This window comes from Mucilaginibacter sp. P1_A3 (assembly GCF_056406855.1).
Map to the genome: position 1 here is coordinate 241,352 of NZ_JBFTZJ010000006.1, position 17,904 is coordinate 259,255.

Below are 17,904 nucleotides of genomic sequence, written 5' to 3' on the forward strand. Positions count from 1 at the left end.
TTAACCAAGCAACAATGAACCAATTATCATACATTAAAATCCTATTATCAGATGGATAAAAATTTACAAAAGAGGATGAAATGCCAAATTTCATTAATCATTACGGTCATATTCCTTTATTTTTCGGCCCATGCACAAACCGTAAATATTACCGGCAAAATAACAAGTTCCGATGATGGTCAGCCGATACCAGGAGCAAGTATTAAAATTAAAGGGACCGGCCTCGGAACCATATCCAGCATTGATGGTAGTTATACCATAGCGGCTGAGCCAGGCAAAGTGTTGGTTTTTAATTTTTTGGGTTATGCGCAACAGGAAGTAGCTGTTAAACAAGCTGGCGTAATAAACGTCAGGCTAAATTCAACCTCCAGCAACTTAAATGAAGTGGTGGTTATAGGCTATGCCAAAATACAAAGAAAAGATGCTACCGGGGCCATCAGTTCAATATCTGGAACCGATCTGCGCCAAACGCAACCAACTACTTTTGACCAGGCCTTGCAGGGCAAAGTTGCAGGGGTTGTGGTTCAACAAGTGTCGGGCCAGCCAGGTGGCGGGGTATCTATTCAAATACGTGGCGTGTCGTCAATAAGCGGCTCTAATTCGCCACTGTACGTTATAGATGGTATTATTATCCCTCCGGTTTCCGACCCCGGTAATGGTTCAAATCCATTAAATGCTATCAATCCTGCCGAAATTGAATCAATAGATGTATTGAAAGATGCTTCGGCAACAGCCATATACGGTTCGCAGGCAACCAATGGCGTAGTTGTTATCACTACAAAAAGGGGCAAATCCGGACCACCGCGGATAACTTATGATTTCTATACCGGTTACCAGGAAATACCCAAGCGGCTCCCTACAGTAAATTTGCCACAGCTTGCTACTTTTATTAATGCCCGGGCCGTTGCCTGGGGCTTTGATGCCAGGCCCGAATTTGCCAATCCTCAATATTTAGGTCCCGGTACCGACTGGCAAAAAGAATTATTCCGGAAGGCACCGGAGATGAGTCACACACTTACTGTAAGCGGGGGGGATGCCAGAACCCAATATTTACTATCAACCTCGTATTTTGACCAGGAAGGGATAGCCCTTGGATCTGATTTTAAAAGATACTCCCTAAGGCTGAATTTAGATAACAAAACCACTGATTGGCTAAAAATAGGAACCAGCCTTCAATTGGCGCATATTAATGAAAATGTAAATTCAACCGCCAGTAATGTAATCAGCACCGCGCTAAGCCTTACCCCGGATGTTCCGGTAACTAACGCTGACGGCTCCTGGGGTGGTGTTACCGACCCCAACGGTTGGGTACAACCTGTTGCCAACCCGGTGGCATTGGCGCAAATTGTCAAAGACCTAAAGAGGAGGAATCAAATATTCGGCAATGTGTATGCCGAAGTACAATTTACTAAAGATCTGTCGCTGCGAAATGAATTATCTGGTAACTTCGATTTTAATACGGAAGATAAGTTTTCACCAACTTATAGTTTTGGTAAAGGCACTCCCAGCCCTAACTACGGTTCCTCTGCCGCCGGCCAAAATTTTTATATTGTAATACGCAATTTTTTAACTTATAACCATAATTTCAATAAATTTCATATTAATGCTTTAGCAGGGCATGAATCGCAGGAGAGCACTTTTCAAAATCTTAGCGGTGCGCGAAAGAATTTTCCTTCAAACAATGTGCAGGCCATTAATGCGGGGGATGCTATTACTGCCACAAACTCCGGCGATAATTCAAATTCAAACCCCACTGGCGGCTCTGCGCAGGAATCTTATTTCGGCCGTGTCAATTTTTCATGGGATGATAAATACCTGCTCACCGGCAATGTACGGAACGATGGTTCTTCAAATTTTCCATCCAATAATCGTTGGGTTACTACCTATTCAGGTGGATTTGCCTGGAAAATTAGTAACGAGGCATTTTTGAAAGAGGTGAAAAGTATAAATGAATTGAAGTTGAGACTCGGTTATGGCCTTACCAACAATCAAGGGATACCGGGCAATACCTTTGTAACCCAACTTACATCGGTGGCAAATGGCTTATCAGGTACAGCGCAGTTTCAAAACAATTTGGCAAATCCGTCTGTAAAGTGGGAAAAAACAGATTATTACAGTGCTGGGATTGACGGATCATTTTGGAATGGGCGGTTAGGTTTTTCATTAGACGTTTACGACCGCGAAACACACGGCCTTTTGTTACAGGTGCCGCTTCCAGGATACACTGGTACTGTTGCGGGTTATGGGCCGGGATCCATGCAAGCGCCTTATGCCAATGTAGGCTCGCTAAGCAATAAAGGGTTTGACTTCCAAATCAATTCTACCAATATTATTTCTAAAAATTTCAGTTGGAAAACTGCTTTTACCATATCGCGAAATAACAATAAAGTGACCTACTTAGGTGCAGGGGGAAGTGACGCTAACTTAAGCAAGAAATCTTATGTAATTAACGATATCATTGAAAAGACGACAGTGGGCCAGCCCATTGGCGAATTTTATGGCTATGTATTTGATGGGGTTTTTGCAAGTCCAAAAGATTTTCAAAATCATGCCCGGCCTGCTGACCCAAGCGGTAACCCTTATCCGATTTCTCCATCGGGCGGAGGTATTTGGTACGGTGACCGTATGTTCAAGGATTTGAATGGCGACGGTATTATCGACTCAAAAGATCAAACCTTTTTGGGCTCCCCGATCCCGAAATTCCAGTATGGTATCAATAATACATTTAACTACAAAAATTTTGATCTGAATATTTTCTTCAGTGGTAGCTATGGCAACAAAGTGTTCAATCAAATGGCTATACCGCAAACCGATCCGCAAAATCATACTACCTATTTTACATCGGTATTAAATTATGCAAAATTGGCTATCGTAGATCCTAACGGCTCTTCATCCGATGTAAACAATGTATATGTTACCAACCCGAATACAACCGTTGTAGGCGTGAGAAATGACAATACCAACGGTAATAACCGTCCTAATAGTTTGTTTATCGAGGATGGCTCATTCCTGCGGTGCAAAAATATCACTTTAGGTTACCGGTTGCCAGAAAGTCTTTTATCAAAAATATCTGTGCATTCTGTTAGGATATATGCCAATGTATCCAATGCCTTTATAATTACAAAGTATAAAGGCATGGATCCTGAAATTGGTTCGTGGGACCCGCTTCAGGCAGGTTGGGACAGCGGTTATTATCCGCAGCCAAGAGTATTTACTATTGGTGCAAACATAACCTTGAAATAATAAAACGATCACCGATTAAAAATATATGTTTATGAAATTAATTAACAAAATTATCATCATCCTGCTATGTGCGGCAGCAGTGGCAGGATGTAAAAAGAGCTTTTTGGACCGTCCGTCCAACTCGCAGATAAGTTCTAATAATTTTTACAAAACCACGTCCGATTTACGCCTGGCTACGGCAAGCCTTTACGGCGGTTCGCTGTGGTGGCAATGGAGCAATGGCGCCTTGATACCACTTGGCGACGTATTGAGCGGCACCGGCAGCTTTCAGTACAACGGCGATATAGTACAGCTTTTTACACGTACTATTACTGCGCAAAATGGTCTCGTGACAACTGGTTGGGTTGGGTTGTACAATGTTATAGCGCAATGTAATAGCGTTATCAATGCCATACAGCAACAGGCGTCTCCGTCCATTTCGGCGGCAGACAGAAATGCCGCCTTAGGTGAGGCAAAATTTATTCGTGCAGTAGCTTATTATCATTTGGCGGTGTACTGGGGTGCGGTGCCAATTATTGAAGATAACAGCAAACTGATAAAAGATCCGCTGCTTAATCGCAACATTGCTTCGGATGTCTATAAATTCGCTGCTAAAGACCTGACTTACGCAGCGCAATACCTCCCCAAAACAGATGAAAAAGGCCGGGTAACTACCTGGTCGGCGCAGGGAATGCTGGGCAAGGTATATTTGACGATGGCGGGTTTAGGCAAAAGTGGCAGCCGCGACCAGGCTTTATTGGACAGTGCCAAAAAGTATGCGGGCAATGTGTGTAAAAATGGCGGGTTAAATTTGCTTCCCAGTTATTATGATCTTTTCAAGGCGCAAAACAACGATAACGTTGAATCATTATTTTCCCTTCAATGGGCCGCAGGTGTAGGTTATGGAAACGGCAACAATCTGCAAACTTATTTTTCGCCAACGGCCGCTGTCCTTCCTCAACAACAAGGTGGGTGGGAAGGCTTACAACCAACATATGATTTATACCGGATGTATTCTGCTAAGGATACGGTAAGGCGCAAAGCCACTATTATGCTCAACGGAGATTTTTATCCCGAATTGAATGCTGCCGGCGGTGGTTATAAGGCGACAGGTACGGGCCTGAAAAAACACATTATTGGCAACGAAAAAGATAACAATTCGCCAACAATGGATACATGGTCATCCATCGAACACAATGCAATTCTTAGATTGGCCGATGTGTATTTGGTATATGCCGAAGCTATTTTGGGCAATAATACTACCACGAGCGATGGTGATGCCTTAACTTATTTTAATAAAGTGCGGGCAAGGGCCGGCGTGGATATTGTGACTGTGATAACCCCTGCTACACTGCGTACTGAAAGAAGGGTTGAGCTTGCTTTTGAAGGACAATATTGGATTGACCTCGTTAGGTATTCTTATTATGATCCGGCTAATGCTGTGAAGTTTCTTAATGATCAGGATGCCACTCACGGCCGGATTTCGTTTACTTATGACCCTGCAACGAAAACAGCAAAAAGGGACACCACTGCGCTGCCATCTACGCTTCCGGCAACTATCAGTTCATTTACGTTGCCAATTCCGTCATCGGAGTTGACCAGTGATCCTAAATTGACACAGCCACCGGTACCATATTATTAATTGAAATATTCAAAATATATTTTTATGAAAAAGAAATCATACCTACGCTTGTATTTTTTGCCGCTTTTCTTCATGATAGTGGCCATATTACCAGCTTGTAAAAAGAATACTGATGGCGGCGGAGGTGCCCCTCCTGTTATCGCGGCTATTAAGAGTTATGTAGCTTCGCCTAATGATACGGTTTTGCATAGCGCAGTGGCAAAAGGCCAGTGGGTGGTAATAACCGGGCAGAATTTGCAAAATGTAACTCAAATTTATTTTGACGGTGTTCCTGCTCCTTTTAACAGTGCTTTATTTGCTCCCAACAGTGCGGTGGTACAAATACCTGCCATACAGTTTTCAACAATTGATACTACCAAACTGTATACGGTAAAGTATGCTACAACGGCAGGCACAACAACGTTCTCTTTTAAATTAGGACCGCCGGCGCCTACTCTTTCGGCTATATCTAATGTATTTGCCGCTCCGGGCGATTCGGTTTATCTGTATGGTACAAATTTAGTGTTAGTTCAACAGTTTATATATGGGGGAACCAAAATTCCATCATTTAACTCAAGCGCTGATGGAACCTCTCTGGGTTTCCGCATGCCGGCAACAACACCCAACAGCCAAATAGTAGTCACCACCAAGTCTGGTACCGTTCGGGATACAATAAATGCCAAACCAACCATTACCGGGGTTTCCTACGAAAATGCCAACCCAGGCGATTCGGTTTATATTTACGGTACCTATTTAAAGAATATTCAATCGCTAACTTTTGCGGGTACTGCAATTACCACTTTTACAACGTCAAAAGATTTAAAGTCTATCGGTTTTGTTGCGCCTCCGCTATCGCAAAGCGGGCCGGTATCTGTTACTACAAAGTTTGGCACAGGTACTACTGTATACAATGTGCGCGATGGATCGACCGGTCTGATAGCTAATATGGAGTGGAGTGGCCCTTTTGGCTTTACATGGAATGGGTCAAACCTGTATAACGGTACCTACGTTCAAGGCGATTGGGAGTCATATGATGCTTCTTTTTCTGGGATCACAACAAATAAATCACAACATGTTGCGAAAAAAACAGATATTCTGAAACCCGGGGAGGGATCGGCTTCCTGGCCGCCCACTTATGAGATACCGTTTGATGATGAACAGTGGATACCAACAGCCAGCCTTGGCGATGCACCAGGTAATTGGGCTTTTAAATTTGACGTGAGTGTTCCTAAAGCCTGGAATGGTGGTACAATTAATTTTGTAACCGGAATAGGCGGCTATATAGCCAGATGGGAACCATGGCAAAAAACCGGAACATCGTTCACTACAAAAGGCTGGATTACTGTAACAATCCCGCTGTCATCGTTCCGCGCAAATGATGCTACACTTGGCGATGGTATGGGAGATTCCGTATCCGACCTTATGAAATTGGTGGGCCCGAAAGGAAAAACCAGCTTCACATTGTATATCCATAACTATAGCGGTTCGGGCACGTCAACAGGATTTTATGCAGCCTTTGACAATTTTAGGGTCGTAAAAATTAAATAAACAGGTTAAAGCTTCATAGCGGCATACTGTTATGGAGCTTTAATTAAAAGATAACATTTTCAATAAAAAAATAAATATGAAAATAACAAGAATAAAGAGGGCCTATAAAATTGCGGGAATATTGTTTGCAGTTTTAGTTGTGGTTTCTTGTAAAAAATCGGGAACCGGGCCTGCACAGCTTACGCTTTCAAATTTAACAGATACTATCCCGGAAGCTGGTGGAACCGTGGCCTTAAAATTTACTACTAATGCCGCGTGGAGTGTTGATACTGCCGGTATCGGATGGCTGCATTTAAATCAAACATCGGGTAACAGCGGCGATGTTGCCATTAATTTAACAGCAGCAGCAAATTCATCGGGCATGAGCCGCTCCGTACTTTTAAATTTGAGCTCAACTAATGGGCAAAGAAGGCGAATTTCCATAATGCAAAATGCCAAAATTTATCCATCATATAATATATCGCCCAAAGCCCCCGATGCAACCGGCATGGGCAGTACTGCCACACAGCTGGCGGCAAATATTAAAATGGGATATAATATTTTTAACACGATGGAAGTTCCGAGTGGAGAAACCGGATGGGGAAACCCGGCAGTTAGCCAGCAGCTGATTGATTTGGTAAAATCATCTGGTATGAATGCAGTACGGATACCCATTCAGTATGATTTGTCGCACATAATCGATAAAAAAACGGCCAAAATTGACCCTGTGTGGCTTGCCCGGGTAAAAGAAGTAGTTCAATATTGCATTAAAGATAATGTGTATGTGATGGTTGACATTCACTGGGACGGTGGCTGGCTTGATTGTACAGCAACTGGTGCTAAACAGGATACTATTAACGCTAAGCAAAAAGCTTATTGGGAGCAAATAGCCACAACGTTGCGGGATTTTGACGAACATTTAATGTTTGCCAGCGCCAATGAACCTAATGCTACAGATGTACCGACATCTAATGTGTTAATGCGTTATCATCAAACGTTTATTAACGCGGTGCGCAGTACCGGCGGTAAAAACAGCTATCGTACTTTAATTATTCAATCTCCTTCAACTTCAATCGATTTGGCTAACCAGTACTTGAAGGCGAGTAACGTGTTTAAAGCTGTGCAATTACCGGTAGACCCAACGCCTAATAAAATGATACTTGAGTTTCATTATTATACCCCGTCAAATTTTTGCATATTATCTGCCGACGCCAGCTGGGGAAAAGAATCGTTTTTCTGGGGAACCAGCCTTCATACAAAAAATCCGCTGTTCCTGGACCGAAACTCTTCGGCCTCGACAGAAGAGCATTATGTAGATTCTATATTTCACACTGCCAAAGTAAACTTTGTAGATAAAGGGATGCCAGTGATAATGGGCGAATACGGTACGGAATATCATGCTGATAAATTAAAAGGGTATTCGGCGGATTCGCTATTGTCGGTAAATTCCCAAATGCATTTCTATCGTTATGTAACACAGCAAGCCAAAGCAAACGGAGTGCTGCCATTTTTATGGGCAAGCGATGTATTTAACCGGCAAACCAACACCATAGGAAACCAGCGTACATTGGATTCGCTGAAAAGAGGAGCGGGCCTTTAGAAAGTACGACAGGCGACGCACAACAATTAAAATGACTATTGGCGATATCAGTTAAATAAAAGAGAGTGTTAGTTGATTATAAGTGGATGTCCGGGGCTTTACTGAGAGGTCCCGGCATTTTTTTACAAAAAAACTTTGCTACAGAAAGCCGCTACTATTATACGTTTACCGCGAAACAGACAACGGAGATTTTTTAGGGAAGGTGTACGTCAATAGTAACTGGCCTGACGGCGCAGCCGGAGAGCCATCAAACGGAGGACTTCCTGATATTGAATATGCAAAGCAATTTTCAGCAATAGCAAAAAATAGCATAAACATCAGCTCACCGGCATATTCTGATCAATACATTTTAATCGACAATGAAAAATAAAATAAGTTACTTATGAAATATACAATTACCTGTGTTATAATGCTTTTTCTATTTAGTGGGGTTTCGGCACAAAACAAAAGGGAGGCGGCACTAAAAGCAAAGATCAACAGCATCATTAAAAAAATGACGCTGGAAGAAAAAATAGGAATGCTTCACGGAAACGCGTTATTTTCTTCGGCAGGCGTAGCCCGTTTAGGCATCCCGGAGTTAACGTGCGACGACGGCCCATTGGGCATACGCGAAGAAATAAAGCGTTTTGATTGGGCGTCGGCTAACTGGACGACGGATTCCGCTACATTTTTACCAAACGGTTCGGCAATAGCAGCCACCTGGAACCCCCTAATGGCAAACAGATATGGTGTAGTTATAGGTGAAGAAGCGAATGCCCGAAAAAAAGACGTGATGCTTGCACCCGCATTCAATATTTGCAGGATGCCGCTTTGCGGTCGCACCTATGAATATTATTCAGAAGATCCGTATTTAAACAGTCAATTGGCTATTCAATCTGTAAAAGGGATTCAAAGTCAGCACGTAGCAGCGTGTATAAAACATTTTGCTGCCAACAATCAAGAACTTGACCGTGATAGTGTAAACACATTAGTTGACGAAAGGACTTTACGCGAAATTTATTTCCCGGCATTTAAAGCCGCAATACAGCAAGGGAATGCTTACACCATTATGTCGGCCTACAATAAGGTGAATGGTTATTGGTGTTTCGAAAATGATTTTTTATTGAATAAAGTGTTAAAAAACGAATGGGGGTTTAAAGGGGCGGTCATGTCAGACTGGGCCGGTACTCATCATACCATTGCGGCAGCCAACAACGGGCTTGATGTTGAAATGGGATCAAGCGGGCCGTATGACAAATGGTATTTTGCCCAACCATTACTTAATGCTGTTAAGGCCGGCCAGGTATCAGTAAAAACGATTGATGATAAAGTGTACAGGGTTTTGTGGGTGATGTACCATACCTCCCTGAGTGTCAATCATCCTAAAGGATCTATTGCTACACCAGCTCATACCAAAGCCGCGTATGATATTGCCTCAGAATCCATCGTGTTGCTAAAAAATGACAGCCATTTATTACCTTTAAAAGCGGGTTCCATTAAAAGTATTGCTGTTATAGGCGATAATGCCGTGCGTACGTTTGCTTTGGGAGGGTATGGTGCGGGTGTAAAGGCTAAGAACGAGGTTACAGCATTAGATGGTATAAAATCCAGGTTTGGCAAAACCACACGTATCAATTTTGCCCAAGGATACAGAGCGAACTACCTGGCAAGTAAAACCGATGAACAAAATCGTGGCTATGATCAACCCGACCAAAACCTGATTGATGAGGCGGTAGCACTTGCAAAAGCCAGCGATGTTGCTATTTTATGTATTGGTTCAAATCGTGAATATGAAAGTGAAGGTCATGATCGTAAAAACCTGACGCTGCCTTTTGGGGAGCAGGCATTGGTTAACGCGGTTAGCGTCGTTAACCCTAATACCATTATTGTAATTATGGCCGGCGCCCCATATGATCTTAATGAAATTAAAAAATCGAACCACACCGTTGTTTGGTCGTGGTTTAACGGTTCAGAAGCCGGTAATGCACTTGCCGATGTATTAAAAGGTGTTATAAACCCTTCGGGCAAATTGCCGTTTACTTTCCCTGTGTCGTTAAAAGACTCCCCCGCTGCCTACTTAAATACTTATCCGGGTAAAGACCATACGGCCGAATATAAAGAAGGCATATTGGTTGGATACCGCTGGTACGACACCAAAAAAATTCAACCTCAATTTCCCTTTGGTTATGGGCTTTCATATACTGATTTTTCCATCAGCAATATTTCGACTGATAAATTAAGCTATGGAAAAAGTGAAACCATCCGTGCAAAATTCACTATCAGAAATACAGGTAGCCGTTACGGAGCCGAAGTCGTGCAGTTATATGTGAGCGATCCCGTTTGTTCTGTATTGCGTCCTGAAAAAGAGCTTAAAGGGTTTAATAAAATCTTTTTGAAGCCCGGCGAAACAAAAACGGTAGAAATGAAGGTGAAAGTTGCCGATTTGGCATTTTATGACGAATCAAAAAAAGCATGGAATGCAGAAGCCGGTGAATACATCCTTCGGTTAGGTAATTCATCCCGTAGCATTACTCAAAAAGTAAAAATTTCAGTTAAGTAACAGTGCGATGATTTCCCTACTAAATGCCCTGTACTATAATTCAAACAGTAGCACTTTTATGAAAGCGATAGTTATAACCATCTTACTTTTAGCCTGCAATAGTTTAAGTTTCGCTCAGGATCAAGGTAATATTGGGCGAAAACAATTATTTGATTACAACTGGAAATTTAATCAGGGCGATGAGGCATCAGCCAAATCAATTGATTTTAACGACAGTGGTTGGCGCAGTCTTGATTTACCGCATGATTGGAGTATTGAAGGGAAAATAAACCCTAAAAATCCAACAGGAGGAGCAGGCGGTTACTTTCCTGCCGGTATAGGTTGGTACAGGAAAACATTCACAGCCCCCAGTGAATGGAAAGGTAAAAACGTTGCTGTATATTTTGAAGGCGTATATATGAACTCCGAAGTTTTCATTAATGGAAAATCGCTTGGCGTTCGGCCATATGGTTATTCTTCATTCAGCTATAACCTTTCGCCTTTTTTGGATTTTAACAAACAAAATGTGATAGCTGTACGTGTAGACAATTCGCAACAAATGAACAGCAGGTGGTATACTGGCTCCGGGATCTATCGCCATGTTTGGATGATGGTTTCCAATCCGGTGCATACAGCCGATTGGGGAATTGCTATTACAAGGCCTAACGTATCTGCAAAAGAGGCATCTGTTCAGGTAAAGACTTTGGTAAAGAACGAGACTGCTTTTTTGCAGCGTATTGTCCTTAGTACCCGGCTATACGCTGTAAATTCTAAAAATGCAGGAAATAATAGCATAAATGTAGAACTGCTGCCTCATCATGAAGAGCAAATTACACAAACTATAAAAGTATCTAATCCTTTATTATGGTCGCCGGAAACTCCCAATTTATATCAGGCACAGATTCAAGTATTAAAAGATAATACCATAATAGACCAAACTAAAACCGGTTTTGGTATTCGTTCCTTAAACTTTAGTGCCGAAAAAGGTTTTCAGCTTAACGGAAAAACGGTAAAAATATCCGGTGGATGTATTCATCACGACAATGGTTGCCTGGGCGCCGCGGCTTTTGACCGGGCCGAGGAACGTAAGGTAGAGCAATTAAAAGCTGCCGGATTTAATGCAGTAAGAACTTCGCATAATCCCCCTTCCGAAGCTTTTTTAAACGCTTGTGATAGATTAGGATTGTTGGTTATTGATGAAGCTTTTGATTGTTGGAGAGGAGGAAAAAACAAATACGATTATTCTATATATTTTGACCAATGGTGGAAACGTGATTTGGAAACTATGGTGCTGCGTGACAGGAACCACCCGTCAATTTTTATGTGGAGTATTGGTAATGAAGTATCCGAGAGAAAAACACCGGAAGCAGTAAAAACTGCTAAAATGCTGGCTGGCGCTGTCAAAAATATAGATACAACCAGGCCTGTTACTTCGGCCATAGTTACCTGGGGCAATGAATGGGAATCTTTTGATCCCCTTATGGCAGCTCATGATGTTGGTGGTTATAATTATCAACTAAATAGTGCCCCGGCTGATCATAAGAGAATCCCTTCCCGCATTATTGTTCAAACAGAATCATATCCGCGGGATGCCTTTGTCAATTGGAAGCTGGTGCAAAACAACAGTTATGTTATAGGTGATTTTGTATGGTCTGCGATTGATTATCTGGGCGAGTCTGGAATAGGCCGTTCTTATTATTCAGGCGATGTTCCCGGAGAGAATTGGGAAAACGATTTTTTTCCCTGGCATGGCGCTTATTGCGGAGATATAGATTTGATAGGATGGAGAAAACCTATATCACATTACCGAAGCCTATTGTATAATAACAAGGAGAAGCTATACATGGCTGTTCGTGAACCCAACCCGGAGCCCTTGGAGATTAAAGAAACAAGGTGGTCTGTGTGGCCAACCTGGGAAAGCTGGACATGGCCTGGCTATGAAGGGAAGAATATTGAGGTAGAAGTATATTCAAAATATTCAAAGGTTAGGCTTTACCTTAACAATAAGCTTATCGGTGAAAAGCCTACAACCGAAGAGCAGGAGTATAAAGCTACTTTTTTAGTGCCCTATACGCCCGGGCTTCTCAAAGCAGTTGGTGTTGAAAATGATAAGGAAACAGAATCATCAGTTTTGCAAACTTCGGGGAATGCTGCAAAGATTAAACTAACTGCCGATCGTAAAGAAATATTGGCCAATGGGCAGGACTTATCATATATAACGATTGAGATAACTGATAACGACGGAACAATTCAACCGAACGCGGCAAATCGCTTGCATTTTAAAATTGATGGGCCGGGTATAATTGCCGGAATAGATAATGCCGATATTAAAGACTATGATCAATATGTAGGCAACTCACGTAAAGCCTGGCACGGACGGGCGATGGTTGTTATCAGAAGCACTCATAGCGCAGGTGATATTAAATTTACGGTTACTTCCCCGTACCTGCCTGAAGCAACTTCAGACATCAAAACACTTAGATATTGATGCTTTAGGTTATATGTTATATGATGCTTATAAACTTTTAAGTGCTTTTTAAAAACAATTTGAAATACAAAAAAACTATTGATAAGGTGAAAAAAACTATACTACTAACCATATTAACAATACTTATTTGGGTATTGAATGTAAAATCGCAGGAGGTCAATCGTTTTTTTCCTGAAAAGGACTTGGTAACTACGGGGATCTATTATTACCCAGAACACTGGAACGAAGCCCAGTGGGAAAGGGATATAAAAAATATATCCGCGATGGGTTTTGAGTTTGTACACCTGGCTGAATTTGCCTGGTTTAAAATGGAACCCGAGGAAGGCCGGTTTGATTTTGCCTGGCTTGATAGGGTGGTGAGCCTTTGCACAAAGTATCACCTTAAAGTATTGCTATGTACGCCTACCGCAACTACCCCAACGTGGATGCGGCTAAATTACCCGGAAACGTTTGTTATGGATTGCCATTATATCCGCGCAGAGAATGGTACACGGGGATTAGAGTCAATGGTAAATCCGAAATATCGAGGCTACGTGCAAAGGATAGTAACGGAAATGGCAAAACGATACGGGCAGAACAGCAATGTGATGGGGTGGCAAATTGATAATGAACCGGGCGCTGTTCCCGATTATAGTCCATCATCGCAGGAGGCATTCCGAACCTGGCTGAAAAATAAATATAAAAACATTGACGCGTTAAATACCGCCTGGGGGGCGGCCTTCTGGAGCCAGTGGTTTAATAATTTTGACCAGGTGATTATACCGAACACCAACCTGGTAGGCTGGTGGGGTAACAATCCCCATGCCTTGCTGGATTTTAAAAGATATTCCGCAGATGCCCAAGCCGAATTTCTTGATTTACAGGCCGGCATTTTACGCAGTTACATTTCAAAGACGCAATTTGTTACCACCAACTATACTGCTGTTTGTACAGGTTCAGACCCTAACCGTACCAGGAAACTGGATTTTGCAGCATACACTGCATATCCAAATGGAGGTAGTGATAACATTGGTGAATCGGGCTTCCGTTTAGGCAACAGCGATGTTGTTCTTTTTGCTTCAGAATATTATAAATCCGTAGGCGGTGTGTCCGGGGTTTTGGAGATTCAGCCCGGCCCTGTTAACTGGGGAAGCTACAATCCCCTGCTTTTGCCGGGTACCGTTCGGTTATGGCTATACCATAGTTTCGCGGCTGGAGGAAAGGTCGCCTGTTCGTACCGCTTTCGTCAGATCTTATATGGTGCAGAACAATACCATGCCGGGGTGATACAAACGGATGGAGTAACACCTTCGCAGGGCGGTAAAGACTATATGCAGTTTATAAAAGAAATAACAGATCTGCGGAGGCAATTTAAGCCAGGCATGAAGATACCCGCAAAGCTGGCCGCACGGTCAACAGCGCTTTTGTGGAATGTGGAGAATTACTGGAGCATTGACAGGCAAAAACAGACAGGACAATGGAATACATGGGATTATCCCCTGAAATTTCTTAAAACTGCAAAGGCATTGGGGGCCCCTGTTGATGTAATTCAGGAAACGGCAGATTTGTCGAAGTATAAGGTAGTAATAGTTCCTGCTTATGAAATGGTTGATTCTGCATTGGTGAAAAAATGGACTAATTATGTAGCAAAAGGAGGCAACCTGGTTATTACATGCCGTACCGCTACCAAAGATCGCAGGGGACATTTTTGGGAAGGGGAGACCGCCATGCCAATTTCAAACCTGATTGGTGCCCATATAAGCCAGACCGATATGCTTTCATCATATGGTAAAGGCGATATACTGATGAATTCGGATCATTATTCATGGCATAGTTGGGCAGATTTGCTGACACCCGATCAAAGCACTGAGGTATTCGCTACTTATGATAATCAGTTTTATAAAGGTAAAGCGGCTGTTGTAAAGCACCGGATAGGCAAAGGCTGCGTAACCTATATTGGCGTAGATACCGATGATTCTAAATTAGAAAAGGATTTGTTGAGGCAGATTTATAAAGACGCAGGCGCTACAACGGAGGAATATCCTCCCGGTGTATTTGTTTATTGGCGCGATGGTTTTTATACGGCATTAAATTATTCATCTGAAAATTACACCGTCAACCTGCCGGGTATTGCAAAAGTTTTAATTGGAGAGAAGACATTGAAACCCGCAGGGGTATTGGTTTGGAGCGAGTGATTAATGATATTAAAAATTGGATCCTTTTAGTATCGAAAAGTGGGATGCTCCGGGAAGACTATAATAAAGAAAAAGGAAGTTTTAATACATCGTTTAAGGTATGCGGTGAAAATCAGTTGGTTCTGTTTGCTAACGCAAAGTATGGCCAGTAGTTATGAAAATTGAAAAAGAAACGCCTGGTCCTCTATCTCATTATTTCAATTACTAAAATAATGGGCCTTTCGTTTATCTTTGCATATAATTCAATACTCCCATACTGTGATTAATGTAAATAATATTTCCGTTTCATTTGGCGGAACCACCTTGTTTAGTGATGTTACCTTCTCGATAAATGAGAATGACAAGATAGCCCTTATGGGTAAAAATGGTGCAGGAAAATCCACCATCCTCAAAATTATTGCTGATGTAGCTAAACCTACTACCGGTAGCGTAACTGGTCCTAAAGACGCGGTAATAGCCTATCTGCCGCAGCATTTACTTACCCAGGATAAGGTTACCGTTTTTGAAGAAACCATGAAAGCATTTGAAGAGGCGAACCAAATGCAAAAGGAGCTTGATGAGGCTAATGAGCAGCTTAACATTCGTACTGATTACGAAAGCGATGACTACATGAAGCTGATTGAGCGCGTATCAGAACTGAGCGAAAAAGTTTATACGATAGAGGGAACCAATTACGATGCTGAGGTAGAGAAAGTACTCAAAGGCCTGGGATTTGAGCGCAAGGACTTTGGTCGGCAAACTTCCGAGTTTTCGGGCGGATGGCGTATGCGTATCGAGCTGGCCAAAATTTTATTAAAAAAGCCCGATCTCATTTTATTGGATGAGCCTACCAATCATATGGATATCGAGAGTATACAGTGGCTGGAAGACTTCCTCATCAATTCGGCAAAGGCGGTAATGGTAATCTCGCACGACCGGGCCTTTGTAGATAACATCACCAATCGCACCATCGAGGTGACTATGGGCAGGATATACGATTACAAAGCTAAATACAGTCATTATTTGCAGTTGCGTGCCGACCGCCGTGTGCATCAATTGAAAGCTTACGAGGAGCAACAGCGTTTTATTGCAGATAACCAGGAATTTATAGACCGCTTTAGAGGTACCTATTCCAAAACCCTGCAGGTGCAATCGCGCGTAAAAATGCTCGAAAAGCTTGAAGTAATTGAGATAGATGAAGTAGACACGTCGGCATTACGATTGAAATTCCCACCTTCACCACGTTCCGGTCAATATCCGGTAATGGTAGAAGACCTGACCAAAACCTACGGCGATCACGTTGTATTCAAAAACGCATCGATGGTAATTGAGCGGGGAGAAAAGGTAGCTTTTGTAGGTAAAAATGGTGAAGGTAAATCGACCATGATCAAAGCCATCATGAACGAGATCGATTTTGAAGGAAGCTTAAAAGTTGGTCACAATTCCAAGATCGGGTACTTTGCCCAGAACCAGGCCGCATTATTGGATGGGAACTTCACCGTATTTGAAACAATTGACCAGATTCCGTTAAGCGATAGCACGTTAAAGATCAAGGATCTGTTGGGCGCGTTTATGTTCAGCGGTGATGACACCACCAAAAAAGTCAAGGTTCTTTCCGGAGGAGAGAAAACCCGTTTGGCCATGATCAAGTTACTGTTAGAGCCCGTGAATTTGTTGATACTGGATGAGCCCACCAACCATTTGGACATGAAGACCAAAGACATTATTAAAGATGCGCTTAAAGATTTTGATGGCACGCTGATCCTGGTATCTCACGATCGGGATTTCTTAGACGGGTTGGTAAAAAAAGTATTTGAGTTTGGTAATAAGCGGGTACGCGAGCACTTTGAAGATATCAAAGGGTTTTTGGCCTACAAAAAAATGGATAGCTTAAAACAGATCGAACAAAGTTAAAAAAGGTGTTTGGTGGATATTGGAGGCATTAGCTTGCTTATTTACTCATATTTTTGCTTTTACGCCTCGCGCTCAGTTCTTTATGGTTGATCCGGAATGTGGTGCTCAGGTTCATCAGAATCTTCACGCAAATAAATGAACCCACTCAAACTTGTATTATGTTCTGAGTGGGTTCCCTGTATTATTCAAAAGCGATTATTATTTTATGTGAAACAGTTCTTTAAAAATGGCAGTATTTCGGTAAAAAAAACACTTCTGTGAAACACAAAAACCGCCTCTATGGTATCGTAGAGGCGGTTTTTTATTAGTGTGGTGACCCTTAGTACACAATTTTCGAACTCTTTCTTAGAGGATTTGAAGAAAATCGCGTCTTTATAATTGCTTTGGTAAATATTCTCTTTAATATCAAAAACCTTTGTACGCAAGAAGTTTCCGAACTTAGAAACTAATTATTATTCGAATAGCAGCAAAGGTGAGTTTGGATATCCTGTAACCTATTGTGAAAGGAATTATCAACATTAGCATTGCTATTATCATTAATACGGAATGACAGCAAAATGGGGCTTTGATGATTACCTTTTAGCAATATCGCGTAGCACCGAGGGTTCGAATCCCTCCCTCACCGCCAGCCTGAGCGTCAAAACACATCAAAAGCCTGTAATTCACTGAATTACGGGCTTTTTTCATTTGCGGGGTTACTCATAATATGTCTCATTTCGCATGGTTTTAGTGCGACATTCAGTGCGTCTTTTTTTTACGCAAAAAGACGCACTGAAAACATTGTAATCATTTGTATTACAACATGTTCGGCTACTAAACATCTTGATTTTTATACGCTGCATTTCGATATTTATTAACTTT

At 42.2% G+C, this 17,904-nt stretch carries 8 protein-coding genes; all 8 read left to right on the forward strand.

What is annotated here, in order from left to right; all coding sequences use genetic code 11:
- The first annotated feature begins 51 nt into the window (after positions 1-51).
- The 8 genes from AC1D0K_RS14215 to AC1D0K_RS14250 all read left to right on the forward strand — a co-directional run bounded on the left by AC1D0K_RS14215 (position 52) and on the right by AC1D0K_RS14250 (position 17,043).
- On the forward strand, positions 52-3,243 hold the full coding sequence (locus AC1D0K_RS14215) for a SusC/RagA family TonB-linked outer membrane protein (RefSeq protein WP_477463073.1): 3,192 nt from the start codon (positions 52-54) through the stop codon (positions 3,241-3,243).
- Positions 3,244-3,274: 31 nt separating this feature from the next.
- Entirely contained in the window at positions 3,275-4,864 is a 1,590-nt protein-coding gene (locus AC1D0K_RS14220) for a RagB/SusD family nutrient uptake outer membrane protein (protein ID WP_477395980.1), read from the forward strand.
- A 24-nt stretch (positions 4,865-4,888) separates the two neighbouring features.
- Entirely contained in the window at positions 4,889-6,391 is a 1,503-nt protein-coding gene (locus tag AC1D0K_RS14225) for a glycan-binding surface protein (protein ID WP_477395982.1), read from the forward strand.
- 76 nt (positions 6,392-6,467) lie between these two features.
- A complete protein-coding gene (locus AC1D0K_RS14230; RefSeq protein WP_477441587.1) occupies positions 6,468-7,970 on the forward strand; it encodes a cellulase family glycosylhydrolase in 1,503 nt (500 codons plus the stop codon).
- Between the two features lie 382 nt (positions 7,971-8,352).
- The gene (locus AC1D0K_RS14235; RefSeq protein WP_477397328.1) at positions 8,353-10,509 is read left to right on the forward strand and encodes a glycoside hydrolase family 3 C-terminal domain-containing protein; all 2,157 of its coding nucleotides are present in this window, start codon (positions 8,353-8,355) and stop codon (positions 10,507-10,509) included.
- 58 nt (positions 10,510-10,567) lie between these two features.
- Entirely contained in the window at positions 10,568-12,976 is a 2,409-nt protein-coding gene (locus tag AC1D0K_RS14240; RefSeq protein ID WP_477397326.1) for a glycoside hydrolase family 2 TIM barrel-domain containing protein, read from the forward strand.
- A gap of 59 nt (positions 12,977-13,035) precedes the next feature.
- Positions 13,036-15,150, forward strand: coding sequence for a beta-galactosidase (locus AC1D0K_RS14245; protein WP_477397324.1), 2,115 nt, complete (start codon positions 13,036-13,038; stop codon positions 15,148-15,150).
- A 258-nt stretch (positions 15,151-15,408) separates the two neighbouring features.
- Positions 15,409-17,043: an ABC-F family ATP-binding cassette domain-containing protein gene (locus tag AC1D0K_RS14250; protein ID WP_477397322.1), complete on the forward strand. Its 1,635-nt coding sequence runs from the start codon at positions 15,409-15,411 to the stop codon at positions 17,041-17,043.
- Positions 17,044-17,904: the final 861 nt, after the last annotated feature.